22 protein-coding genes and 1 riboswitch are annotated in these 22108 nt (G+C 71.5%); of the genes, 10 read left to right on the top strand and 12 right to left on the bottom strand.

Annotated elements, in window-relative coordinates:
* Positions 1 to 10 precede the first annotated feature (10 nt).
* Entirely contained in the window at positions 11 to 874 is an 864-nt protein-coding gene (locus tag EQG70_RS01360; protein ID WP_109269507.1) for a F510_1955 family glycosylhydrolase, read from the bottom strand.
* 159 nt (positions 875 to 1033) lie between these two features.
* On the opposite strand from EQG70_RS01360, the gene EQG70_RS01355 reads away from it, so the two are divergent.
* The 8 genes from EQG70_RS01355 to EQG70_RS01320 all read left to right on the top strand — a co-directional run bounded on the left by EQG70_RS01355 (position 1034) and on the right by EQG70_RS01320 (position 8322).
* Positions 1034 to 1741, top strand: a complete 708-nt coding sequence (locus EQG70_RS01355) for a response regulator transcription factor (protein WP_109269508.1) — start codon at positions 1034 to 1036, stop codon at positions 1739 to 1741.
* The gene (locus EQG70_RS01350) at positions 1738 to 2880 is read left to right on the top strand and encodes a HAMP domain-containing sensor histidine kinase (protein WP_232035232.1); all 1143 of its coding nucleotides are present in this window, start codon (positions 1738 to 1740) and stop codon (positions 2878 to 2880) included. Before EQG70_RS01355 ends, EQG70_RS01350 begins: the two co-directional genes overlap by 4 nt.
* An 84-nt stretch (positions 2881 to 2964) precedes the next feature.
* On the top strand, positions 2965 to 3303 hold the full coding sequence (locus tag EQG70_RS01345; protein ID WP_109269509.1) for a heavy-metal-associated domain-containing protein: 339 nt from the start codon (positions 2965 to 2967) through the stop codon (positions 3301 to 3303).
* Between the two features lie 101 nt (positions 3304 to 3404).
* Entirely contained in the window at positions 3405 to 4088 is a 684-nt protein-coding gene (locus EQG70_RS01340) for a DUF305 domain-containing protein (protein ID WP_138976439.1), read from the top strand.
* A gap of 76 nt (positions 4089 to 4164) precedes the next feature.
* The gene (locus EQG70_RS01335) at positions 4165 to 4440 is read left to right on the top strand and encodes an SHOCT domain-containing protein (RefSeq protein WP_109269511.1); all 276 of its coding nucleotides are present in this window, start codon (positions 4165 to 4167) and stop codon (positions 4438 to 4440) included.
* A complete protein-coding gene (locus EQG70_RS01330; RefSeq protein ID WP_109269512.1) occupies positions 4437 to 5939 on the top strand; it encodes a multicopper oxidase family protein in 1503 nt (500 codons plus the stop codon). Before EQG70_RS01335 ends, EQG70_RS01330 begins: the two co-directional genes overlap by 4 nt.
* Before the next feature lie 111 nt (positions 5940 to 6050).
* Complete coding sequence (locus EQG70_RS01325; RefSeq protein ID WP_109269513.1) at positions 6051 to 7382, top strand: APC family permease; 1332 nt, start codon at positions 6051 to 6053, stop codon at positions 7380 to 7382.
* Positions 7383 to 7446: 64 nt separating this feature from the next.
* The gene (locus EQG70_RS01320; RefSeq protein ID WP_109269514.1) at positions 7447 to 8322 is read left to right on the top strand and encodes a potassium channel family protein; all 876 of its coding nucleotides are present in this window, start codon (positions 7447 to 7449) and stop codon (positions 8320 to 8322) included.
* A 54-nt stretch (positions 8323 to 8376) separates the two neighbouring features.
* Here the strand turns inward: EQG70_RS01320 and EQG70_RS01315 are convergent, their stop codons facing one another.
* From EQG70_RS01315 to EQG70_RS01265, 11 genes are all read right to left on the bottom strand, one after another.
* Positions 8377 to 9798 (bottom strand): NADH-quinone oxidoreductase subunit N, encoded by a 1422-nt coding sequence (locus EQG70_RS01315; RefSeq protein ID WP_244296639.1) that lies wholly within the window; start codon positions 9796 to 9798, stop codon positions 8377 to 8379.
* Between the two features lie 15 nt (positions 9799 to 9813).
* A complete protein-coding gene (locus EQG70_RS01310) occupies positions 9814 to 11310 on the bottom strand; it encodes a complex I subunit 4 family protein (RefSeq protein WP_244296638.1) in 1497 nt (498 codons plus the stop codon).
* Complete coding sequence (locus EQG70_RS01305; RefSeq protein WP_109269540.1) at positions 11307 to 13217, bottom strand: proton-conducting transporter transmembrane domain-containing protein; 1911 nt, start codon at positions 13215 to 13217, stop codon at positions 11307 to 11309. Before EQG70_RS01305 ends, EQG70_RS01310 begins: the two co-directional genes overlap by 4 nt.
* Complete coding sequence (locus EQG70_RS01300) at positions 13214 to 13516, bottom strand: NADH-quinone oxidoreductase subunit NuoK (protein WP_138976438.1); 303 nt, start codon at positions 13514 to 13516, stop codon at positions 13214 to 13216. The genes EQG70_RS01305 and EQG70_RS01300 overlap by 4 nt, the downstream gene beginning before the upstream one ends.
* Complete coding sequence (locus EQG70_RS01295; RefSeq protein ID WP_109267942.1) at positions 13513 to 14076, bottom strand: NADH-quinone oxidoreductase subunit J; 564 nt, start codon at positions 14074 to 14076, stop codon at positions 13513 to 13515. The genes EQG70_RS01300 and EQG70_RS01295 overlap by 4 nt, the downstream gene beginning before the upstream one ends.
* Positions 14077 to 14079: 3 nt before the next feature.
* Positions 14080 to 15015, bottom strand: a complete 936-nt coding sequence (locus EQG70_RS01290) for a complex I subunit 1 family protein (protein WP_109268473.1) — start codon at positions 15013 to 15015, stop codon at positions 14080 to 14082.
* Positions 15008 to 16345, bottom strand: a complete 1338-nt coding sequence (locus tag EQG70_RS18685; protein WP_280115153.1) for a hypothetical protein — start codon at positions 16343 to 16345, stop codon at positions 15008 to 15010. Before EQG70_RS18685 ends, EQG70_RS01290 begins: the two co-directional genes overlap by 8 nt.
* Positions 16336 to 16680 (bottom strand): NADH-quinone oxidoreductase subunit A, encoded by a 345-nt coding sequence (locus EQG70_RS01280; RefSeq protein WP_109244531.1) that lies wholly within the window; start codon positions 16678 to 16680, stop codon positions 16336 to 16338. The genes EQG70_RS18685 and EQG70_RS01280 overlap by 10 nt, the downstream gene beginning before the upstream one ends.
* Positions 16681 to 16783: 103 nt before the next feature.
* Positions 16784 to 17356 carry a DUF305 domain-containing protein gene (locus EQG70_RS01275; protein WP_232035231.1) on the bottom strand — a complete coding sequence of 191 codons (573 nt, stop codon included), beginning with the start codon at positions 17354 to 17356 and terminating at the stop codon, positions 16784 to 16786.
* A 346-nt stretch (positions 17357 to 17702) separates the two neighbouring features.
* Positions 17703 to 18329 carry a DUF305 domain-containing protein gene (locus EQG70_RS01270; RefSeq protein WP_109268475.1) on the bottom strand — a complete coding sequence of 209 codons (627 nt, stop codon included), beginning with the start codon at positions 18327 to 18329 and terminating at the stop codon, positions 17703 to 17705.
* A gap of 45 nt (positions 18330 to 18374) precedes the next feature.
* Positions 18375 to 18785, bottom strand: a complete 411-nt coding sequence (locus EQG70_RS01265; protein ID WP_109268476.1) for a four-helix bundle copper-binding protein — start codon at positions 18783 to 18785, stop codon at positions 18375 to 18377.
* Positions 18786 to 19254: 469 nt separating this feature from the next.
* Between EQG70_RS01265 and gnd the strand changes: the two genes are divergently transcribed.
* Entirely contained in the window at positions 19255 to 20193 is a 939-nt protein-coding gene (gene gnd / locus EQG70_RS01260; RefSeq protein ID WP_109268477.1) for a phosphogluconate dehydrogenase (NAD(+)-dependent, decarboxylating), read from the top strand.
* A gap of 872 nt (positions 20194 to 21065) precedes the next feature.
* Positions 21066 to 21234: riboswitch (cyclic di-AMP (ydaO/yuaA leader) on the top strand.
* A 6-nt stretch (positions 21235 to 21240) separates the two neighbouring features.
* Complete coding sequence (locus EQG70_RS01255) at positions 21241 to 21891, top strand: C40 family peptidase (protein ID WP_109268478.1); 651 nt, start codon at positions 21241 to 21243, stop codon at positions 21889 to 21891.
* Positions 21892 to 22108: the final 217 nt, after the last annotated feature.

The raw sequence follows: 22108 nt of genomic DNA, 5'->3' as shown, positions 1-22108 counted from the left end.
GCCTGTGTCGTTACAGCAGCGCTTCGGTGGTCTTGCCGCCGTCGGTGGTGCGCAGGACGGCCGAATCGGCCACCAGCAGTGTCTCCACCGTCCCCTCCGCAGTGATACTCGCCCCCAGGGCGGTGATCTCCCCGATCGCCTCCTCGCTGGTGACCCAGGTGTCCCCGGCGTCAGCGCTGGTGAGCAGGCGCCCGTCGATGCCGGCGCCGACGATGGTCTTCTCATCCGCCCAAGCCACCATCGACATCAGCTGCGGGGTGTCCAGGGTGTCCCAGGTGCTCCCGTCGTCGATGGAGCGCAGCACGCCCTTCTCTGTGGTAGCCAGGACCGTGCCCGTGCCCGAGGCGATCGCCAGGGACGCCGGGGCGGAGGGGATCTCAAGGGTGTCCCAGGTGCGCCCGTCGGTGCTGGCGCGCAGCTGCCCGTCGAAACCGATGACCGTGTCCGAGCTGGCGGTCAGGGCGTGGAAGTCCGACTCCCCGCCACGGGAAAGCACCTCCCAGGTCTCGCCGCCGTCGGTGGATTCGATCAGCCCGACCGGTTCGGGCAGGTCGGTCCCCATCCCGGGGTGGCCGGAGGCGAGGTAGCGGCCCTCGGTGAGGGTGAAACCCATCAGGTCCACGACCGGACCCACCTGGGTCAACTCCCTGTTCGCCAACCGGAACAGGCCCTCATGGGTGGCCAACAGAATCACCCCGGTGGCTGTGTCGCGGGTGATGGCATGGACGTGAGTGATCGCTGTTCCGGCGCTGTTGCTGCTGGAGGAAGCAGCCGGAGCCGTGGAGTTCGCCTGCGGCGAGCACGCCGCCAGGGCCCCGGATCCCAGCAGGCTGAACCCGGCCAGGAGGAGGGATCTGCGGGTCAAGCAGTTCATGGGTCCTTTCCGCCTCGTAACCACATCACGAGGACCACCTACTATTCTCGACCGGCTGTAGAGGGGCTCTGCGCCGTTTTCCTTGAAGGTTTGGCGAAGATTGCCGCAGGAAAGGCCCCTGGGTCGAATCAGCCTGCAGGGCAGGGACACACTGGAGGCATGAATTCTGGCTCCGATGCCGGCACCCGCCCGGAGCGGGTGCTGGTGGTCGATGATGAGAAACCCCTGGCGCAGATGGTCGCCACCTACCTGACCCGCGCCGGCTATGCGGTGGACCTGGCACACACCGGGCCCGAGGCCGTGGAGACCGCCCGTGGTCAGGCTCCCGACGTGGTGGTGCTGGACCTGGGGCTGCCGGGGATGGACGGCATCGAGGTGTGCCGCAGGATCCGGGGCTTCTCCGAGTGCTACGTGCTGATGCTCACCGCCCGGGGGGACGAGGAGGACAAGCTGGCCGGACTGGTGGCGGGGGCCGACGACTACATCACGAAGCCCTTCAGCGTGCGCGAGCTCGTCGCCCGGGTGGCCGCGGTGCTGCGCCGGCCTCGCACCGCCGTGGCCCGGGCGGAGACGGCCCGGGTGTTCGGGGACCTAGTGGTGGACCTGGCCGCCTACCAGGCACGGGTAGGTGGGCGGCCGGTGGGCCTGACCCGCACCGAGTTCGACCTGCTGGCGGCCCTGACGGCCCGTCCGCACCAGGCGCTCACCCGCCGCCAGCTCATCGACACCGTCTGGGATCCTTCCTGGGTCGGGGACGAGCGGATCGTCGACGTGCACATCGGGCACCTGCGCCGGAAGCTCGGGGAGGACCCGATCGGCTTCATCGACACGGTCCGCGGGGTCGGCTACCGGATGGTGGCACCGTGAGTCCCCGGCGCGAGCGGAGTCTGGCTACCCGGTTCTTCACCGTCCAGGTGCTGGTGGTCGCAGCCTCCCTGGCGGCGGCAGTCGTGGTGGCCTCCCTGATGGGCCCGGCCATCTTCCACAATCATTTGATCATGGCCGGGCATTCGGAGAACTCCCCGGAGTTGCTGCACGTGGAGCAGGCCTACCGCGACACCAACCTCATCACCGTGGCCGTGGCCCTGGCCACGGCCCTGATCTGCGCCCTGGTCGCCAGCCTCTGGTTATCCCGCCGCATCCAGGGCTCTCTCGGGAAGCTGACCGAAGCCGCCAAAGGCATGTCCCGCGGCCACTACGACACCCGGGTACCGGCCCTGGGAGCCGGGGCGGAGGTGGACGGGGTGGCCACCGCGTTCAACACCATGGCTGCTCGCCTGCAAAGCACCGAAGGCACCCGCCGGCGGATGCTCTCGGACCTGGCCCACGAGATGCGCACCCCGATCTCGGTGCTCACCGTGTACTGCGAAGGCCTCCAGGACGGGGTCATCCACTGGGACGAAACCACCAGTGAGATCATGACCGACCAACTGGCACGCCTCACCCGGCTGGCCGAGGACATCACCGACGTCTCCCGCGCCGAGGAGGGACGCATCGACCTGGACCGCGCAGAACAACCCGTGCTCGAACTGCTGCACACCGCCGCCGAGGCCCACCGGGAGTCCTACACCGCCAAGGGCGTGACCCTCGACGTGGACGTCGACGACGAGACCGGGGTCCTGGAGGTGGACCGGCAGCGGATGGGGCAGGTGCTGGGCAATCTGCTCACCAACGCCCTGCGCCACACCCCAGCGGGTGGGACGGTCACCGTCAGCGCCACCCATCAGATTTCCGGCCAAGTGGTCCTCTGCATCAGCGACACCGGTGAGGGCATCAGTGCCGAGCAACTGCCCCAGGTGTTCGAGCGCTTCTGGCGCGGGGACACCGCCCGGGACCGAGACCACGGCGGCTCCGGGATCGGGCTGGCCATCTCCAAAGCACTGGTCGAAGCCCACGGCGGCACCCTGGCCGCCGCCTCCCCCGGCCCCGGACACGGCGCGGTGTTCACCATCCAGTTGCCGACCCCCCAACTGGCCGATCTGCCTCCCGCTCGGGAGGCTCACTGACATCCTTGCACTATACCCCCCCAGGGTATATACCTGAGAGGCGAGGGGCGTTCCCCGTCCCCTCACGATCCGAAGGAGCCCACCATGACCAGCTCGCCCCGCCGCCCCCTGCCGATGGCCGCCACCGGTTGCGCCTGCTGCGCTCCCTCCACTGTCCCCGAGGAAGCGGGGACTGCCCTCGAGGCGCAGTCGCCGTCCTCGGAGGGCACCGCCACGACCTACCAGGTGGAGGGCATGACCTGCGGCCACTGCGCCGGCCGGGTCACCGAAGCCCTCACGGCGCTGGAGGGGGTCCTTGACGTGCAAATCGACCTCGTAGCCGGCGAGGCTTCGGCCGTTACCGTGACCAGCACCACCCCTGTCGCAGAGCAATCCGTGCGCGCCGCAGTGGCGCGTGCCGGATATGCGGTCACCTCTTCCTGAGCGTGCCGGGACCGGATCCCCCACGACCCGGCCCCGGCTCCCGGTCTCCAGGCCCTGCCTGGGACCACCACCACCCAACTACCCCACGTAAGGACATCCCCATGAACCGAGCCTCTTCCCTCACCGCCGTGGCCCTCGCCTCTGCCCTGGCCCTGGCCGGCTGCGGCACCGGCGGCGGACAGAACACTGACGCGGCCTCCGAGACCACCAGCTCCACCGCTGCCGCCACCGGGGCCGGCAGCCCCTCGAGCACCCCGTCGGGCGCTACCTCAGGGGAGCCGATCGCCGCCGAGCACGACGACGCGGACGTGATGTTCGCCCAGATGATGCTCCCGCACCACGAGCAGGCCGTGGAGATGAGCGAGATGCTGCTGGCCAAGGACGACGTCCCGGCCGAGGTCGCCGACTTCGCCCAGGGAGTCATCGACGCCCAGGGCCCGGAGATCGAGCGCATGAACGACATGCTCACCGCCTGGGAGGCCGAGCCCCTGGCCGACGCCGGCGAGATGGACGGCATGGACCACGGCTCCGGGGCGGGCATGAGCGGGATGATGAGCGAGGAGGACATGTCCGCCCTCGAGGACGCCCAGGGCGCCGGGGCCGCCCAGCTGTACCTGGAGCAGATGACCGTCCACCACGAGGGCGCGGTCGAGATGGCCCAGGAGCAGATCGAGCAGGGGCAGAACCCGCAGGCCGTCGAGCTCGCCCGCCAGGTGGTCGCAGACCAGGAGGCGGAGATCGCCGAGATGGAGCGGATGCTCCAGGAGCTGCCGGACGGTTCCTGACCGCCCCGGTGACCGGCGTCGTCGCCCACGGGCGGCCGCCGGCAAAAGCCGACCGACCGATCGAAGGAGGACCGCGATGATGTGGGGCGACGGCATGGGAGGGGGCATGGGCTGGATGTGGCTGTTCTGGCTGCTGCTCGTCGTGGGCACGGTGGTACTGGTCGTCGTGCTCGTGAAGCTGCTCACCGGGAACCCGGGCAGCGGCACCCGGCAGGGCGGGACCGCCGCGCCCCCGCCGGGTGCGGGTCCGCGCCGGTCCCGGGAGATCCTCGAGGAGCGCTACGCGCGCGGGGAGATCAGCACCGAGGAGTTCCGGGAGCGGCTGCGGACCCTGGAGGAGGGCGACCGGTGAACCCGCTGACCCGCCGGCAGCTGCTGGCACTGGGCGCGGCCGGGGCCGGCGCCGCGGCCGTGGGCGGGGCCGGGCTGTGGTGGACCGGCGGCGGGGGCGAGACCCTCGGCGGCGGCCGGGAGCTGCTGCAGCCCGAGGTGCTGTCCAGCCGGGACGGCGCCCTGGACCTGGCCCTGGAGGCCGCCCCCGCCCGGGTGCGGATCGGGGCGCGCACCGCGCACGTGCAGGCGTTCAACGGCTCCCTGCCCGGGCCCACCCTGCGCCTCCGCCCCGGCGACACGCTCCGGGTGGCGATGAGCAACGGCCTGGACGACCCGACGAACCTGCACGTGCACGGTCTGCACGTCTCCCCGGAGGACAACGGGGACAACCCCTTCGTGAGCATCGCCCCCGGGGACTCCTTCGACTACGAGTTCGCCCTCCCGGACGACCACCCGCCGGGCACCTACTGGTACCACCCGCACCACCACGGGCATGTGGCCGACCAGCTCGCCGCCGGGCTCTACGGGGCCATCGTGGTCGAGGACCCCGACCCCGTCCCGGTGGCCCGGGAGCGGGTGCTGGTGATCTCCGACCTCACCCTGGACGCCTCCGGGGACCTGGCCGAAGCCTCCCCGCCGCAGCGGATGACGGGCCGGGAGGGCGAGACCGTGCTGGTCAACGGTCAGGTCCGCCCCGTGGCCACCGCCGCGCCCGGGGAGCGGGAACTGTGGCGGGTCGTCAACGCCTGCCCGTCCCGGTTCCTGCGCCTGAGCCTGGACGGGCAGGACCTGTGGCTCTCCGGCCGTGACGTCGGCCGGCTGCCCGAGGCGCTCGAGGTCACCGACGTGACCCTGGCGCCGGGCAACCGGGTGGAGCTGCTGGTGGACACCAGGGCGGGCACCTCCACCCTGGTGGCCACCCCGGTGGACCGCGGCAGCATGGACGGGATGACGGGCGGGATGTCAGACGGCATGACGGGCCCGGGCGGGGAGCGTCCCGGCTCCGGCGGTCCGGTCGAGCTGCTCACCCTGGAGGTCGCCGGGGACCCGGTCGAGCCGGCCGGGCCCGTGCCCGCGGGGCCGGCGCTGCGGGACCTGCGCGAGGAGCCGGTCGAGGCCCGGCGCACCCTGGACTTCGCCATGGGCATGGGCATGGGCGGGATGATGGGCGGCATGCGCGGTCCCGGGCAGATGATGTCCTTCACGATCGACGGCCGGGAGTTCGACGCCGGGCGCACCGACCAGCGGGTCCGGGTGGGCACCGTGGAGGAGTGGACCCTGACCAACTCCAGCCCCATGGACCACCCGGTGCACCTGCACGTGTGGCCCATGCAGGTCGTGGCCGAGGCGGGCCGCGAGGTTTCCGGGCCGCGGTGGCAGGACGTGGTCAACGTTCCGGCCTTCGGGGAGGTGACGGTCCGGGTGGCCTTCGACGACTTCGCCGGCCGCACCGTCTACCACTGCCACATCCTCGACCACGAGGACCTCGGCATGATGGGCACCGTCGAGGCCCGCTGAACACCGTGGGCCCGGCCCACCGACCTGTCCGGACCACCCCACCGACCCTGTTCGACCCACCTCGCCGCCGGGGGCGTTCACCGCCCCGGCAGGAAGGACGTGCATTTCCTCATGGACCAGAGCACGCAGACGCAGCAGAAACTCTCCCTGACCGGTTCCGTCGCCCTGGGGACGGGGGTGATGATCGGCGCGGGCATCTTCGCCCTCGTGGGGCAGGTCGCGGAGCTGGCCGGCGGCTGGGTGCCCTGGGCGTTCCTCGCCGGGGCCGTGGTCGTGGCGTTCAGCTCGTACTCCTACATCCGCTACTCGGCCACCAACCCGTCCGCGGGCGGGATCGCGATGCTGCTCAAGGCCGCCTACGGCCCCGGGGTGGTGGCCGGGTCGTTCTCCCTGTTCATGTACGTGTCGATGATCCTGGCCGAGTCCCTGCTGGGCCGCACCTTTGGCACCTACCTGCTGCGCCCCTTCGGCCTGCAGGGCTCCGCCGTGTGGGTGGCGGTGCTGGCGGTGGTCGCCATCGCGGCCGCCGCCCTGGTGAATCTGGTGGGCAACCGGTGGGTGGAGCGCTCCGCCACGGTGACCGCGGCGCTCAAGATCGTGGGGATCGCCGTGCTGGCGGTCGCGGGCATCCTCGCCGCGGGGGTGTCCTCCCTGGGCCGGCTGGTCACCGCGGCCGACCGCACCCCGCCGGAGGCAGGATGGCTGGGCTTCCTGGCCGGGACCACCCTGTGCATCCTGGCGTACAAGGGCTTCACCACGATCACCAACCAGGGCGCCGACCTGCAGCAGCCGGAGCGCAACATCGGCCGCTCCATCATGATCTCCATCGCCCTGTGCACCGTGCTCTACCTGCTGATCACCGTGGCGGTCACCGGCAGCCTGACCGTGCCGCAGATCGTCGAGGCCCGGGACTACGCCCTGGCCGAGGCGGCCGAGCCGATGTTCGGCGCCTGGGGTGTGACGCTGACCGTGGTGATCGCCGTGGTTGCGACCCTGTCGGGGCTGATCGCGAGCCTGTTCTCGGTCTCGAAGCTCTACGACATGCTCCGCGACATGGGCCAGGCCCCCGGCCTGCCGGGGAAGGAAGGCCACCAGTCGCTGTACATCACCGCCGGGCTGGCGATCCTGATGGCCGCCTTCTTCGACCTGTCCCAGATCGCCGCCCTCGGCGCCATCCTGTACCTGGCCATGGACATCGCCATCCACCTCGGCATCCTCCGCCACCTCCGGGACGAGGTCGGGGCCCGGGCCTGGATCCCGTGGGTCGCGATCGCCCTCGACGTCGCGGTGCTCGTGCCGTTCGTGCTGCTGAAGGCGCAGTCGGACCCGTTCACCCTGGTGGTCACCGCCGTGGTGGCCCTGGTCATCGTCGTGGCGCAGTGGTTCACCGTGCGGCACCGCTCCGACGAGGACGCGCGGCAGGGCGAGCACGAGCAGCGCTGAGGACCGGTGAGCCGCCCCGGGACCCGGGGACCGGAAGAGCAAGAACCAACGACGGAGGTCGATCGTGGACGTACTGCTGACAGCCCTGGGGATCATGGTCATCGTGGCCGGGCTGATGGACATGTTCCACACCCTGCTACACCCCAGCGGCCAGGGGCGTCTGAGCCGGCTGGTGCTCTCCGCGGTGTGGAGGGTCTCGAAGGCCACCGGTCACCGGGCCGGCTCCGCCGTGGGGCCGGCGGCGATGGTGGCCGTGGTGCTCCTCTGGGTCCTGTTGCAAGCAGCGGGGTGGGCACTGATCTACTACCCGCACATCCCGGGCGGGTTCATGTACTCCTCCGGCATCAACCCGGCCGCCTACCCGGACGCGGTCGAGGCCGTCTACGTCTCCGTGGTGACACTGTCGACGCTGGGCTACGGGGACGTGGTGGCCACCGACCCGTGGATCCGGGTCGCTTCCCCGCTCGAGGCCTTGACCGGGTTCGCGCTGCTGACCGCGGCGCTGACGTGGTTCACGCAGATCTATCCTCCCCTGATGCGGCGCCGGGCGCTGGCCCTGGACCTCAAGGGCCTGGCCGACGCCGACTACGCCGAGACGATCGGGGAGGTCGAGCCGGCCATCGCCTCCCGGGTCCTGGATTCCCTGCAGGCGGATCTCACGAAGATCTCCGTGGACTTCACCCAGCACACCGAGGGCTTCTACTTCCAGGAGAGCAACCCCGACCTATCCCTGGCCCGCCAGCTGCCGTATGCGCTGCGGCTCCGCGATGCGGCCATGGCCCGGTCCGAACCGGCGGTGCGGTCCAGCGCCCAGCGGCTGTCCTCGGCCCTGGACCAGCTCGGGTCGGAGATCAAGGACGACTTCGTGGGCACCGGGGAGCACCCCGGAGAGGTCTTCGCCGCCTATGCAGCCGAGCACGGCCAGAACACCCGGACCTGAGTCCGCCGTCTCGGCGCTGCGCACGGGCGGACCGGGGCGCGAAGGCCGCCGCACCTACATGACCACGGGGCCCTCGAGTGCCGCCCACAGCACACCGGCCAGGACGCCCAGCACCAGGCTCGCGACCGCGGCGACCCCGGCGGTGACGGCCGGCCAGGCGGCCGCCCCGCCGTGGCCGGGGAACCCCTCGGCGTCCTGGTCCGGGCGGGCGAAGACGGGGGCGAACCAGCGCAGGTAGTAGAAGAGGCTGAGCACGCTGCTGAGCATCACCACCAGCACCAGCCAGCCGTGCCCGCCGTCCCAAGCGGCGGTGGCCGTGGTGAGCTTGCCGACGAACACGGCCAGCGGCGGGGTCCCCACCAGCCCCAGCAGCGCCACGAGCAGGGCCAGCCCCAGGCCGGGGCGGGATCGAGCCAGGCCCCGGTAGGCGGCCAGCTCCCGGTGCTCGGGCAGCGCGGCGGTGACGGCGAACGCGGCGACGTTGGTGACGGCGTAGGCGGCGAGGTAGAACAGCAGCGAGGGCAGGGCCAGGTCGCTGCGCCCGGCCGCGGCCACGGGCACGAGCAGGAACCCCACCTGGGCCACCGTCGACCAGCCCAGCAGCCTGCGGGGATCCGTCTGCCAGTAGGCCGCGAGGTTGCCCAGGACCATCGAGGCGGTGGCCAGCAGCGCCGCGACGAGCAACCAGGAGCCGTCCCCGGCGGAGACCGTGGCCACGAGCCGGTACACGGCGACCAGCGCCCCCACCTTGGGCACGGTGGTGAGGAACGTGGCGGCGGTGGCCCCGGTGCCCTGGGCGGCGTCGGGCACCCAGAAGTGGAAGGGCACCCCACCGGCCTTGAAGAGCAGCCCGGCGAGCACGCCCAGCACACCCGCACCCACGGCCGCGGCCGGGGCGGCGGGCAGCTCCTCCTGGAGCAGGGCGTAGTCGGTGCCGCTGGCCAGGGCGTAGAGCACGGTGACCCCGAGCATGAGCAGGATCCCGGACAGCGCCCCCATGAGATAGGTCTTCAGGGCGGCCTCGGCCCCGGCGCGGCCGCCGGTGAGGCCGACGATCCCGTACAGGGGGATGCTGGCCAGCAGGAACCCCACGATCAGCACGAGCAGGTCGGTGGCCCCGGCCAGGACCATCACCCCGGTGGTGGCCAGCAGCAGCAGCGCGTACGTGTCCGACTCCCGCGGGGACCCGGCGATCTCCCCGGAGGCCACCCCCAGGACCAGCAGGGTGGTCACCGCGGCGATCACCCGCGCGGCCCCGGTGGCGGTGTCCACGGCGAAGGTGCCGCTGAAGGCGCTCTGCGCGGGCCCGGCCATGGCGAGGGCCGCCGCGGTCGCGGCACCCAGCAGGGCCAGGGCGGCGGCTGCCCGGGCGATCCACTGCCGGTCGCGGGGCAGGAACGATCCGCCCAGCAGCACCACCAGCCCGCCGAGGAAGACGAGAATCTCGGGCAGCAGCAGCTCGGGGCGCATCTGCATCGAGGCCTCCATCGGCTACCGCCCGACCAGGCCCACGAGGGCGGCCGAGGCCGGCTCGATCACCTCGAGCAGCACCCGGGGCAGCACACCGATGAGCAGGGACAGGCCCAGCAGGGGACCGGCGGACCACACCTCCTGCGCCCGGAGGTCCTCGAACCCGGGGGTGTGCCCGGCCGCCGGGCCGGTGAAGACCCGCTGCAGCGCCCGCAGGAACAGCGCGGCGGTGACCAGGATGCCCAGCAGGGCCACCGCGGTGACCGGGGCGACCGCGATGCTGCCGGCGAAGATCTGGAACTCGGCGATGAACCCGGAGAAGCCGGGCAGGCCCAGGGAGGCGAAGGCCCCGACCGCGAACAGCGCCGCGTAGCGCGGGGCGGGGGCGGCCAGCCCGCCGTAGGAGCCCATGTCGTAGGTGCCGGCCCGGTCCTGCATCACCCCGGCGAGCAGGAACAGGGCGGCGGTGATCAGCCCGTGGCTGACCATCTGCACGACCGCGCCGGTGACCGCCACGGAACGGGCCTGGGCGGCGCCCTCGGCGAGGACACCGACCGCGCCCAGGGCCAGGACGATGTAGCCCATGTGGTTGACGGAGGTGTAGGCGATCATCCGCTTGAGGTCCGTCTGGGCCAGGGCCACGAACGCCCCGTAGAGCACCGAGACGACGCCGACGGCCACGATCACCCAGGCCCACGCCCGCCAGGCCTCCGGCAGGATCGGCATGGCGATGCGCACGAACCCGTAGGTGCCCATCTTCAGCAGCACGCCCGCCAGCACGGCGGAGCCGGTGGCCGGGGCGTCGGTGTGCGCCGGGGGGAGCCAGGTGTGGAAGGGCACGGTGGGGGTCTTCACGGCCAGGCCCACCAGGATCGCCGCGAGCACCAGTCCCCCGGTGAGCGGGTCACCCGCCAGGGGCGCCGCCGCGACGAGCTCGGGGATGTCGAAGGTGTGCGGGGCCGCCGCCACGTAGAGCCCGATGAAGCCCAGCAGCAGCGCCAGGGAGCCCAGGAACGTGTAGAGGAAGAACTTCAGCGCCGATCGGGCCGCGTTGCCGTGCCCCCATCCGGCGATCACGAAGTACATGCCCACGATGGACAGGTCGAAGAAGACGAAGAACAGGATGAGGTCGGCCGCCACGAACACCCCGAGACTCACGCCCTGCAGGAACAGGAACAGCGCCGCCTGCACGCGCGGGCGGTCCGCGTCCCGCAGGGCGTAGACGGCGCAGGCCAGGAACACGACGGCCGTCATGGCCAGCAGCGGCAGGGAGAGCCCGTCCACGCCCACGTGGTAGCTGCTGTTGACGCCGGGGATCCACGGCACCTGCTCCTCGAACGCCAGCCCGTTGGGGCCCGGGTCCTCGTAGCCCGCCCACAGCACGCCCACGAGCAGCAGCTCCACGACGGACACCACCACCCACGCCCAGCGCGCGGCGGCGGGCCCGATCGCGGGCACCACGGCCAGGACGGCGGCGGCCAGCAGGGGCAGGAAGACGATCAGACTCAGCATGCTCATCCCCACACGACGTAGACGGACCAGGCCACGACGCCGACGGCGAGCACCGCGACGGCCTGGAGGAAGTACTGGTGGACGGCCCCGGTCTGCGGGGCCCGGGACAGCTGCCCGAGCCGGCGGACCCGGCCGGCGAAGCCCTCGACGGCGCCGTCCACCACCGTGTCGTCGAGGCGGGCCGCACCCCGGCCGGCCGCGTCGGCGGCGTGCGCCGTGGCGCCGACCCCGGCGTCGAGGACCCGGTCGTCGAACCGGGCCGCGGCCCGGGCCAGTCCCGGGACCGCGCCGGCGGCGGCGGTCACGGCCCGGTCCAGGACGAGGTCGTCGAACCGGGCCAGGGCGTGCGCCAGGCCCAACGCGGGGCGGACGACGACGGCGTGCGCGGCGGCCTCCAGCCCCAGCCACCGCACGGCCCAGCCCGGCTCGGGGACGCCCAGGCGCAGCATCAGCAGCAGGACCACGAGAGCGAGCGCGGCCGAGACGAACAGCTCGACGGGCGCCACCTCACCGTGCCCGCCCACCGCCTCGGCGAGGATCCAGCTGACCGGGGGCAGGGCGAGCACCCCCAGCACGGCCGCCCCGGCGGCAAGCACGACCAGCGGGGCCTGCTCCAGCACCCCCACCTGCCCGGTGCCGCCGTCCCGCGCCTCGGCGCGGTCACCGCGGCGCCAGACGGTCCACAGGACCTTGCCCGCGTAGGCCGCCGACAGGGCCGCCGCCACGAGCCCCGCGGCATAGAGCAGGCCCGAGACCTCGAGCGCCCCCGCCAGCACCGCGTCCTTGGTGGCCCACAGGGACAGCGGGGCGATCCCGGCCAGGGCCAGCGACCCGACGGTGGCGGTCACGCCCACTACCCGCCACCGTCGGCCGGCCCCGCGCAGTGCGGTGAGCTCCTCGGTGCCCAGCGCCGTCAGCCACGCCCCGGCGGCGAGGAACAGCAGCGCCTTGGTGGAGGCGTGGGCCACCAGGTGCGCCGCGCCGCCGCTGACCGCGCCCACCCCGGCGGCCAGCACCACGAAGCCCAGCTGCGCCACCGTGGACGCCGCCAGCAGCTGCTTGAGCTCCCGCTGGGCCAGGGCCACGATCCCCATCAGCACCGCGGTGGCCACCCCGAGCCACGCGGCGGCCGGGCCCGCCCACCCGGTGGAGGCCAGCAGCGGCTCCACGCGCAGCAGCAGGTAGCCGCCCATGGCCACCATCGCCGCCGAGTGCAGCAGCGCGCTCACCGGGCTGGGGCCCTGCATCGCCCCCGAGAGCCAGAACGAGAACGGCAGCTGCGCCGCCTTGCCCAGCGCGGCCACCAGGATCCCGGCCGCGAGCACGTGCCGCCACGGGTCCTCCGCCGCGGGGAGGTCGGCTAGGGCCATTCCGGCGCCCCCGGCCAGGGCGGCGCCGGCGGCGACGTAGAGCCCCAGGTCCGCGGTGCGGGTCGTGACGAAGGCGGTGAGCCCGGCCGAGACGCGATCGGAGTCCCGCCACCAGAACCCGATCAGGGCGTAGGAGGTCGCGCCCATCAGCTCCCAAGCGAACAGCAGCGCCGGCAGGCTGGCGGCCGCGGCCGTGGTCAGGGCCGCGGCGGCGAAGATCAGCATCAGCCCGTGGAAGCGCGGCTGTGCCGCCCGGATGCTGCCGGCCGCGAAGACCAGCACCAGCAGGGTCACTCCCGCGACCATCGGGAGGGTGAGTGCTGCGAGGGCGTCGACCTCCAGCGCGAAGTCGGCGCCGGCCACGAACGGGGACGACAGGGCGGGCCGGGCCAGGGCGGCGGCGACCGCCAGCACCGTGGTCACCGCGGCGGTGAGCACCGCGACCGGGGCCGCGGCCCGCTCCGCCCGGCTCAGGGCGAGCACCGCGCCCACGGTGGCCGGGAGCACCACCACGGCCAGCAGCACGGCCTGGGCCGCGGTCATCGGGAGAGCTCCTCGGCCATGTCGGTCATGTCGGTCTGCCGTCTGCGGTGCAGCAGCGTGGCCACGGCGAAGCCCATGGCCATCTCCACGGTCATGGCCGCCAGGACCACCAGCAGCAGCACCTGCCCGGAGGGGTCCGGGGCGAGGAACCACCAGAACCCCGCCGCGGCCAGGAGCACCCCGTTGATCATCAGCTCCAGGCCCATCATCACCATCACCACCACCTGCTGGGACAGGGCGCCGTAGAGCCCCACCGCGAACAGCGCGGAGGCCACGACCAGCACGGCTTCCAGGGTCATCGGCCCACACCTCCCGGCTGCGGGTCGTCGGCCGGGCGGCGGCGCAGGTCGTCACCGAGCCGGTCGTAGCGGGTGCGGTGGGCGGCCAGGACCACTCCGGCCACGATGGTGGCGACCATGACCGGACCCACCACGGCCATGACCAGCATCTTCTCGCCCATGATCTCCAGGCCCAGCGCGTGCGTGAGGTCCTCGGGCGGGGCGCCGCGCCGCTGCGGCCACGGGACGAGCAGGGCGCCGGCGGCCAGCAGCACGAAGACCCCGGCCGAGGCGCCGATCGCGGTCTTCTTCCCGTGGGTCATGTCCATGGGCATCAGTGCGGGGTTCATGCCCATGAACATCACCATGTAGACCGCCATCACCGCCATCTCCATGACCATCATCAGGATCGTGATGATCCCCAGGTAGCTCTGGCCCAGCAACAGGATCTGCACCCCCACGGCGATGAAGGACAGCGCCAGGGCATAGGTGGCCCGGGCCATGGAGTCCACCACGAACACGAGCGCCCCCGCGGCCACCGCCACCACGGCGAGGACCCAGAACACGATTCCGACCAGCACGGCTCAGCCCTTCCAGACGACGACGAGGGACACGACCAGGTCCTGGAGCACGGCGGCCGGGAGCAGGACCACCCAGCCGATCTCCATGAACCGGTCCGGGCGCAGCAACGGGATCCTCCGCCGCAACCACACGAGCACCGCCAGCACGGCCACGGTCTTCACGAGCACCCACGCCCAGTCGGGCAGCACGGGCCCGGCGCCGCCACCGAGGAAGAGCGGCACCGAGAAGGCGGCGCCGGCGGTGAGGAACAGGTAGCGCCCGGCCTGGAGGACAAGGCGGTCGACCCCCGAGAGCTCGGCCAGCACGCCGCCGCCGAGGTCGGCAGCCAGCGCCGGGGCGAAGGGCCCCCACACGGAGAAGCCGGTCACGCCGATGAGGAAGACGAGGAACGCCACCGGCATCCACACCACGAACCACACGCCGTCCTGGGCCGCGGCGACGTCCCCCACGGCCAGGCTGCCGGCGGCGATCGCCGGGGCCACCAGGGCGAACATCAGCGGCAGCTCGTAGGCCAGCCCGTGGGCGAGGAAACGGTAGCCGCCCACCAGACCGTGGGTGGAGTTCGCGCCCCACCCCGCCAGCCAGACCAGCGCCCAGACCATGACGTCCACGGTGTTGAACCACACGACGCCGACGTCCAGGTCCGCCAGCGTCCACTCCCCCAGCGGGATCACCGCGATCATCAGGAACGCCCCGACCAGCATGCCCGCGCCGCCGACCCGCCACAGCAGGGTGTCCGCGGCCACGGTGGCCCGGCGCCGCTGCCGCAGCAGCCGCGCCGTCCGGCCCAGCGGCGCGCCCCACCCGCCGCCGTTGCCCTGCGCCCGGGCCGAGAGCGCCGCATCCAGGGCCACGGCGAAGAAGGCCAGGCCGCACAGGAGGATCCCCGCCAGCACGGCCCATCCGCCGGGAACGGTCGTCACCACGCTCTCAGCCATGCCCCACCGCCTGGACGGCAGGATGCGGATCGAGATCCAGGCTCGCCACGGCCAACCGCACGGAGCCCAGCTCCAGCCCGGTCACCAGCTCCGGCAGCACCGCCCACGGCACCGCGGCGTCCTCCACCGGGACCGGCACCGCGCCACCGGCCTCGGCCCGGATCCGTTCCACCCGGGACAGCAGCCGGTCGTGGGCGTCCCCGAGGCAGTGCCGCGGTAGCCCGTGGTGCTCCAGAGCGGACGGGTCGAGCGGCAGCACGCCTCGCAGCGACCAGCGGAGCAGCCGTGATCCCCGGATCGTCCGGTGCAGCCGCTCGGCGGCGGCCCGGGCGGCGCCCCGATCGCCGTGCAGGAGGGCGTCCCGGGCGCGGCGGGCGCCGGATGCCGCGTCCTCGGCCCCGGCCAGGGCCAGCAGCGCCACGACCTGGTCGCACCACACCACCGCCGCCGGCGCGGGACCGGGACCCGGTCCGCCTGCTCCGGCGCCGTCGACCACGGAGGCGTCGGCGTCGACCACGACATCCCCCTGCAGGGAGCAGCGCAGCACGAGCCCGGCCGGCCAGAACGGCAGCACGGGCCCGAGCGGAAGGTGGAGCACGTCCATCTCCAGCCCGTCACGGTCCTCCCCGCCCTCGGCCAGGGGGATTCCCCCCGGGGCCATGTCCATCCCGCCGTGCCCGCTGTGGTCCATGCCGCCATGACCGCCGTGGTCCATCTCGCCGTGGTCCATCTCGCCGTGGTCCATCTCGCCGTGGTCCATCTCGCCGTGGTCCATCTCGCCGTGGTCCATCTCGCCGTGGTCCATCTCGCCGTGGTCCATCTCGCCGTGGTCCATCTCGCCGTGGTCCATCTCGCCGTGGTCCATCTCGCCGTGGTCCATCTCGCCGTGGTCCATCTCGCCGTGGTCCATCTCGCCGTGGTCCATGCCCCCGTGGTCCATGCCCCCGTGGCCCCCATGATCCACGTCCTCGGGGATCTCGGGCTCCTGCGGCCGTTCCCGTGCGTCCGTCCGGTGGTGCGGGGTGTCGAGCAGCAGCGCTGCGGCGTCGTCGAGGGCGGGTCCCGCCCCTCCGGGCGAGGTGATGTCGGCGCGGACACGAGGACCGGGCATCTGCTCCCAGAGCCGGTCCACGAGCTCCGAGAGTTCGGGGCCGGGGACACCGCACACGGCGAGCACGTCCGCGTCGGCCGGTGTCCAGGCCGGCCGCCACCCGCGGCGGAGCATCTGCTGCTCCAGTTCCATGCGCGCGTCCCAGTGTCCCGGGACCTCGACGACGAGGACCTGCGCGGCCCGGACCGCGAAGCGGGCGAGGAGTTCGTTCAGGCCCATCGGAAGGCTCCTTCCCGCCAGGCCCAGGCCACGGCGACGAGCAGGGCCCCCAGGAACAGGAACATCTCCACGACCGCGGAGATCCCCTTCTCGATCACGACCACGGCCCACGGATACATGAAGAGCATCTCGACGTCGAAGGCCAGGAACACGATCGAGGCGAGGTACCAGCGGGCGTGGAACCGGGACAGCGCGTGCTCCTGCGGCATCCACCCGGACTGAGCGGGCAGCACCGTCAGCGGGTCGGCCGTGATTACTGCTGTGCGGTGCAGCGCGTAGAGGAGAACGACGACCGACATCGCCACCAGGGCCATGGCCACGATTCCGGAGTACACGACGGTCTCCCCTTTCGCGCGGTCGGAACATGGAAGTCTGTCGTTGATCGGTGGGGCCACCCTAACGGGCGGCCCCACCGATCGCGCCGTTTCAGCTCGGTGATCAGGCGCGGCCGGCGAGCCAGGTGCGGAAGTCCGCGACCTGGGCCTGCTGGGTGGTGATCCCCGAGGTGGCCGCCACGCGCAGTTGCGGGTGCACGGCGCGGGACTGCGGCTCGAGGAACTCGATGATCCCGCTGTTGTGGTGTGGAATCATCTTCTGCACGAAAGCGACATCGAAGTCCTCACCGGCCTCAACGGCCGACAGCTCCTCGATCATCATCTGGGTCTCCTCCTCCAGGATCTTCATCTCCTCCTGGGCTTCTGCCGGGGCTTGGGCCATGGCCTCTTCAGGGGTCAGCCCGTACCACTCCTCCAACCAGGTGGTGAACTGGTCGATCTGGTGCTGCTGATTGGCGATGATGTTCTCCGCATGGGTGCGGATGTCCGGGCTGGTTCCGCGCTCGAGCTCCAGCTGGGCCATCTCGATCGCGGCCCGGTGGTGCGGAATGATCTCGGCCAGGAACGTGATCTCCAGTTCCTCGCCCTCCAGCCCGGCCAGGGTCTCACCGAACTCGTAGGCGGTCGGGGAGGTCGGGTCCGGTTGGAGCATCTCCGTCTGACTGTGGGAGGACACCGGGGCGGCCTCCCAGTGGGAGGATGCCGGCGCAGCGGCTCCGCCCAGCAACGCAGTGGCCACAGCGGCCGCGGAGGCGGCGGCCGCGGTACGGCGGCCTAATGGAATGTGGTGCATGGCAGATTCCCTCTCGGGCGATGAGCCGGTCCCTCGATACCGGCTCGGCGGATGCCGGGCGGTCTGACACCGGGCCCATGCGTGCACCGCGGTGAAGCAAACGCCAGGCAGTAGTGGGTGGTATGGGGGGAAGACGGAATCTGCCCCCGTGCAGCTCGTTCGTGCAGGGGCAGGCCCCGTCTTTTACCGGCGGATGGTGTAGCTGGACATCGGCCGGTCAGCGGGTCGATCAGGCGGTGGCGGCGGGGCGGCCGCCTTGGCGGTCGTACCACTCCTCGAGCCAGATCTGCATCTGTGCGATCTCGCTCAGCTGGACCGTTTTGATGTTCTGGCACAGCTGCAGCAGGTCCTGGTGCTCGGCGCGGTCCAGGCAGGTCTCGGCCTCCCGGATCGCCGCCCAGTGGTGGCGGATCATCGACTGCATGAACCGGATCTCGTACTCGGCCCCGGTGAACTGGTCCAGCCGTTGCATCGAAGCCATGTCACCGGTGGACAGCTGTGGCTCATAGGTGATTCCGTACCACTCCTGCAGCCAGGTCTGCATCTGCTCGATCTCCTGGTTCTGGACCGTGATGATGTCCTCGCACATCGCGGCCAGTTCCGGGTGCACGGCCTTGTCCACGCACTCCTGAGCCATCACGACCGCCATGTAGTGGTGGTCGATCATGTTCTTCAGGAACTCCACCTCGAAGCTGGCGGCTTGCTCGTTGCCGGCCGGGGCATCGGCGAAGGCCGGGGCCGCCGTCGCCACCCCTGTGCCGGTCACCGCCCCGAGAGCCAGAACGGCCGACGCGGCCGCGGCAGGAACACGCCGCCGAAGGCGCCGTTTGCCCGAGATCACGCTCTGTTCTTCCATGCTCGTCCTTTACCTTTCCTGCGTCAGGTCAGTGCTCGGCCCGTCTCAGCCCAGGGAGGAGATCAGGTCCGCGCAAGCCTGCTCGCAACGGCGGCAGGCCTCGGCGCACACGCGGCAGTGCTCGTGCTCACCCGCGTGCTGGGCGCACTCGTCGCCGCAGGCCTTGCAGGCGGCCCGGCATGCCTCCAGGACGGCCCGGGTGACCTCGGCGTTGTTGCCGGTCTGACGGGAGAGCACACGGCCGGTGGTCGCGCAGATGTCGGCGCAGTCCAGGTTCTTGCGGATGCAGGTGCTCAGTTGCGCGACCATGTCCTCGGCCAGGCAGGCATCCGCGCAGGCGGTACAGGTCTGGGCGCACTCGAAACAGGCCTCGATGCACTCCACCAGCTTCTGCTGGTCGATGTCCCCCAGGTCCTTCGGGTAGGTCTCCAGCATCGAGCTCACGTGATGGGTCATGGTTCTGCTCCTTCTCTCATACTGCGGTTCGTGCGGTATATCGATCTGGTGCCGACGGATCTTGCGATCCACCATGTTTCCGACAGTAGCCTTATCAGCGCTGTATCTAAACGGTGATCAACTCCATGTCAGGGCGATGAGCGGGAATCTTCACGGAACCTTCAAGAAGGAGGTCCTGGAACCGTGGGGCCCTCCCTGGCGCGGCGGGCTAGTGAGCTTGTCGGCATGGAGCAGCGCTACGCGCGTGGACGCATCCGTGCGGCTGGGCCCGTCCGGCACCGGTTCCGCACGTCGGGTGGCAGCCCCAGACGGGAGCGTGCGAACGTGGCGGACACCTGGAGATGGAGGGGAGGAAACTGTCCCTGTTGGCTAGATACAAGAGGGCTGTGTCTGTGCGGTTTTCCTCCGTGGGGTGACCCGGCCAGCTGATCTCCGTCTGAGCGGCGGAGGACCGAGAAGGGAGTACACCATGCAGGTGGGACTGGTAGGACTGGGCAAGATGGGCGGCAACATGGGTGAGCGGTTGCGCGAGGCCGGCCACACCGTCGTCGGCTACGACACCGACCCGGAGCTCTCCGACACCGAGAGCCTCACCGCCATGGTGGAGCAGATCGGCAGCCCGCCCCGGGTCGTGTGGGTCATGGTGCCGGACACGGTGGTGGACCCGGTGATCGACGAGCTGTCCGGGCTGCTCGGGACGGGGGACGTGATCATCGACGGCGGCAACTCCCGGTGGGTCCACGACGCCCCCCGCGCCCGGAGACTGGCGAGCCGGGGCATCGAGTACCTGGACTGCGGGGTCTCCGGCGGCGTGTGGGGGATCACCCAGGGCTACGCCCTCATGGTCGGCGGGGACGAGGGCACCGTGGCCAAGGCGCAGCCGATCTTCGACTCGCTCAAGCCCGCCGGCGAGTTCGGCTTCGTCCACGCCGGCGAGCACGGTGCGGGCCACTTCGCGAAGATGGTCCACAACGGCATCGAGTACGCGATCATGCAGGCCTACGCCGAGGGCTGGGAACTGCTCGAGGCCGCCGGTCACGTCCGCTCGGTGCGGGAGACGTTCAACTCCTGGCGCGAGGGGTCGGTGATCAAGTCCTGGCTGCTGGACCTGGCGGTGAACGCGCTGAACGAGGACGAGCACCTGGACCGGCTCGCCGGCTACGCCGAGGACTCCGGCGAGGGCCGCTGGACGGTAGAGGCCGCCCTGGACCTCGCGGTCCCGGTGCCGGCCATCTCGAGTGCCCTCTTCGCCCGGTTCGCCTCCCGGCAGGACCAGGCCCCGGCAATGAAGATGATCGCGGCGATGCGCAACCAGTTCGGCGGCCACACGGTCCGCGACGTGGCCGCGGGCCCCGAGCACGTCGAGGCCGCACCCGGCGAGGAGCCGGCCCACCCCGCCGAGCAGTAGGTCCAGCCGTCCCCGCCGCCAACGGCCCGGAAGCGGCCACCCCCCTGCAAGGCCTGCGCCATGCCGATCCGCACGGTCACCACGGTCGGCACTGCTCCCGCCCAGTGCCGGCCTTGTCGAGGAACGCCTGCGGGGCGAGCGGATCGCGGATCAACAGCCCGTGCCCACGATCGAGGCAGCGGTGACGGCACCGCCCGGCGTCCCCAATCGGCCCGGAATACTGATCGGCCCAGCCACGTGGCAGCCGGCAGCCCAGTGGCTCCGCCGCTGACGACTCTGGCCTCACCAACGACAGCGAAGGGCCCGCTCAATTACTCCCCTCGCCCGGGCCATTGATCTACCGGTCCAATACATGGACCCGGAGGAATTTGAAGATCTCGTGAAGAAAGCAGGTCTTCTCACCTGTTCGACACCCTTGGATATGAAGATTTCATGAAGGAAACAGCTCACTCCCCCAAGCAATGCTGGGCGGTTTCGTAAAAGAATCCGAGAACACCCTTGAGGGACGCTGAAGCTCCCCCGGGGGCTCACCTCCCCCCGCACCCGGCGCAGGCCGAAGAATTCCACGGGTAGTAAGGGCAGCGGATCCGAGCTCCCACCGCGCCCATCGGCGCGATGCCGCAGGTCAGAGCCTCCCCCGAGCGGTCCCGATGAGTGGTGGCACCGGAAGGAACGACAGCTAGCGGCGCCACCCCGCCGGATCGAATGTGCCCCAGGTGTGGTGGGCTACCGGCCGGTTTGCCGGCGATCGCGCGAGGAGGCGCAAGCCTTTCCCGGCGCTACAGGGAATGTGACCTTTTCGTTATCTAAGCGCTAGTGTCCTCTGCGTGCCGTTGGCTGATCTCATCGGCTTCCCCGGGTGCTTCGCCGAATTCTGCCGGCAGCCGGGGTCCCCATCACAGAAATGACTTGGCAGAAGCGGGGGAACCATACCCGGTCCGCACCCGGACCTTGGGGTGAAGCCGCCGGAGCTACAGGCTCGGCGGCCGGGTGCCTCCCACCCGAACCCGACAGCTCACCTCGTAGGCAAAAGGAGGACCCCTATTCATGGCTTTCTTCACGCGTAGCTCTGCCCGCCACCGCGCCCAGACCCCCTCGCACCTGGTGCGCACCACGACCCTGGCCGCCGCTGTCGGCGCGGCGGTGATCGGCTCCGTCGCCCCGGCTCAGGCCTATGCCGAAGCCCCCGCCACGTCCGGCACCGCATACTCGGCCCCCGCGACCTCCCCGGCCCCGGCCGCTTCCCAGGCCCCCGTCACTGTGCAGACGGCGAGCCTGCCGGCCGCTCCGGCCGCTGGGGCGGCCACCTCGAGTCTGTCCCCCCAGTCCTCGGACATTTCCGAGATCTCCGCCACCTCCGCTGCGGCCGGCGGCATTGTCGGCACCGCGATGCAGGGTGTCGGCACCGGCTACGTCTGGGGCGGCACGGACTTCGGCGCCTGGGACTGCTCCGGTTTCACCCAGTGGGTCTACGCCCAGCAGGGCATCGACATCCCCCGTACCAGCCAGCAGCAGTGGGCGGCCGGCACCCCGACCACCGACCCGCGCCCCGGGGACCTCGTCGTCCAGAACGGCGGGGCCCACATCGGCATCTACCTCGGTGGCGGCAAGATGATCTCCGCACTGAACCCCACCCAGGGCACCTTCGTGCACAGCGTGAATGCCATGCCGACGGTCGGCTACGTCACTTTCCGCTGACACAGGACGCCGCCCGCCTCGAATGCCGCTCGTGGCGGGCGGCGGGTGTGCCCCCACCTGATCAGCATCCAGGATCGGTCGGTCAGAACCTGAGATGCCTACATCAGGCCACCGCCGGGGAACACCCCGATTCGGCCCCCTGATGGGCCCGCTCTTGAAGGTTCAGTGAAGATCTACCGCCCAGCCCTCCCAGCCCGGAGAAAGCAACCACGGCGGG

It is taken from the genome of Kocuria rosea, from assembly GCF_006094695.1.
In the GTDB taxonomy this organism is placed as follows: Bacteria; Actinomycetota; Actinomycetes; order Actinomycetales; family Micrococcaceae; genus Kocuria; species Kocuria rosea.
Note: the sequence above shows the minus strand (reverse complement) of the source record. Positions and strands in the feature narration are given on the sequence as shown.

Bases quoted from the DNA above. Each gene is read 5' to 3' on its own strand.
- gnd (WP_109268477.1), top strand. From the start codon at position 19,255: ATGCAGGTGGGACTGGTAGGACTGGGCAAGATGGGCGGCAACATGGGT.
- EQG70_RS01335 (WP_109269511.1), top strand. From the start codon at position 4,165: ATGATGTGGGGCGACGGCATGGGAGGGGGCATGGGCTGGATGTGGCTG.
- EQG70_RS01340 (WP_138976439.1), top strand. From the start codon at position 3,405: ATGAACCGAGCCTCTTCCCTCACCGCCGTGGCCCTCGCCTCTGCCCTG.
- EQG70_RS01290 (WP_109268473.1), bottom strand. From the start codon at position 15,015: ATGGCTGAGAGCGTGGTGACGACCGTTCCCGGCGGATGGGCCGTGCTG.
- EQG70_RS01315 (WP_244296639.1), bottom strand. From the start codon at position 9,798: ATGCAGATGCGCCCCGAGCTGCTGCTGCCCGAGATTCTCGTCTTCCTC.
- EQG70_RS01300 (WP_138976438.1), bottom strand. From the start codon at position 13,516: ATGACCCTGGAAGCCGTGCTGGTCGTGGCCTCCGCGCTGTTCGCGGTG.
- EQG70_RS01360 (WP_109269507.1), bottom strand. From the start codon at position 874: ATGAACTGCTTGACCCGCAGATCCCTCCTCCTGGCCGGGTTCAGCCTG.
- EQG70_RS01310 (WP_244296638.1), bottom strand. From the start codon at position 11,310: ATGAGCATGCTGAGTCTGATCGTCTTCCTGCCCCTGCTGGCCGCCGCC.
- EQG70_RS01270 (WP_109268475.1), bottom strand. From the start codon at position 18,329: ATGGAAGAACAGAGCGTGATCTCGGGCAAACGGCGCCTTCGGCGGCGT.
- EQG70_RS01255 (WP_109268478.1), top strand. From the start codon at position 21,241: ATGGCTTTCTTCACGCGTAGCTCTGCCCGCCACCGCGCCCAGACCCCC.
- EQG70_RS18685 (WP_280115153.1), bottom strand. From the start codon at position 16,345: ATGGGCCTGAACGAACTCCTCGCCCGCTTCGCGGTCCGGGCCGCGCAG.
- EQG70_RS01265 (WP_109268476.1), bottom strand. From the start codon at position 18,785: ATGACCCATCACGTGAGCTCGATGCTGGAGACCTACCCGAAGGACCTG.
- EQG70_RS01325 (WP_109269513.1), top strand. From the start codon at position 6,051: ATGGACCAGAGCACGCAGACGCAGCAGAAACTCTCCCTGACCGGTTCC.
- EQG70_RS01355 (WP_109269508.1), top strand. From the start codon at position 1,034: ATGAATTCTGGCTCCGATGCCGGCACCCGCCCGGAGCGGGTGCTGGTG.
- EQG70_RS01305 (WP_109269540.1), bottom strand. From the start codon at position 13,217: ATGACCGCGGCCCAGGCCGTGCTGCTGGCCGTGGTGGTGCTCCCGGCC.
- EQG70_RS01345 (WP_109269509.1), top strand. From the start codon at position 2,965: ATGACCAGCTCGCCCCGCCGCCCCCTGCCGATGGCCGCCACCGGTTGC.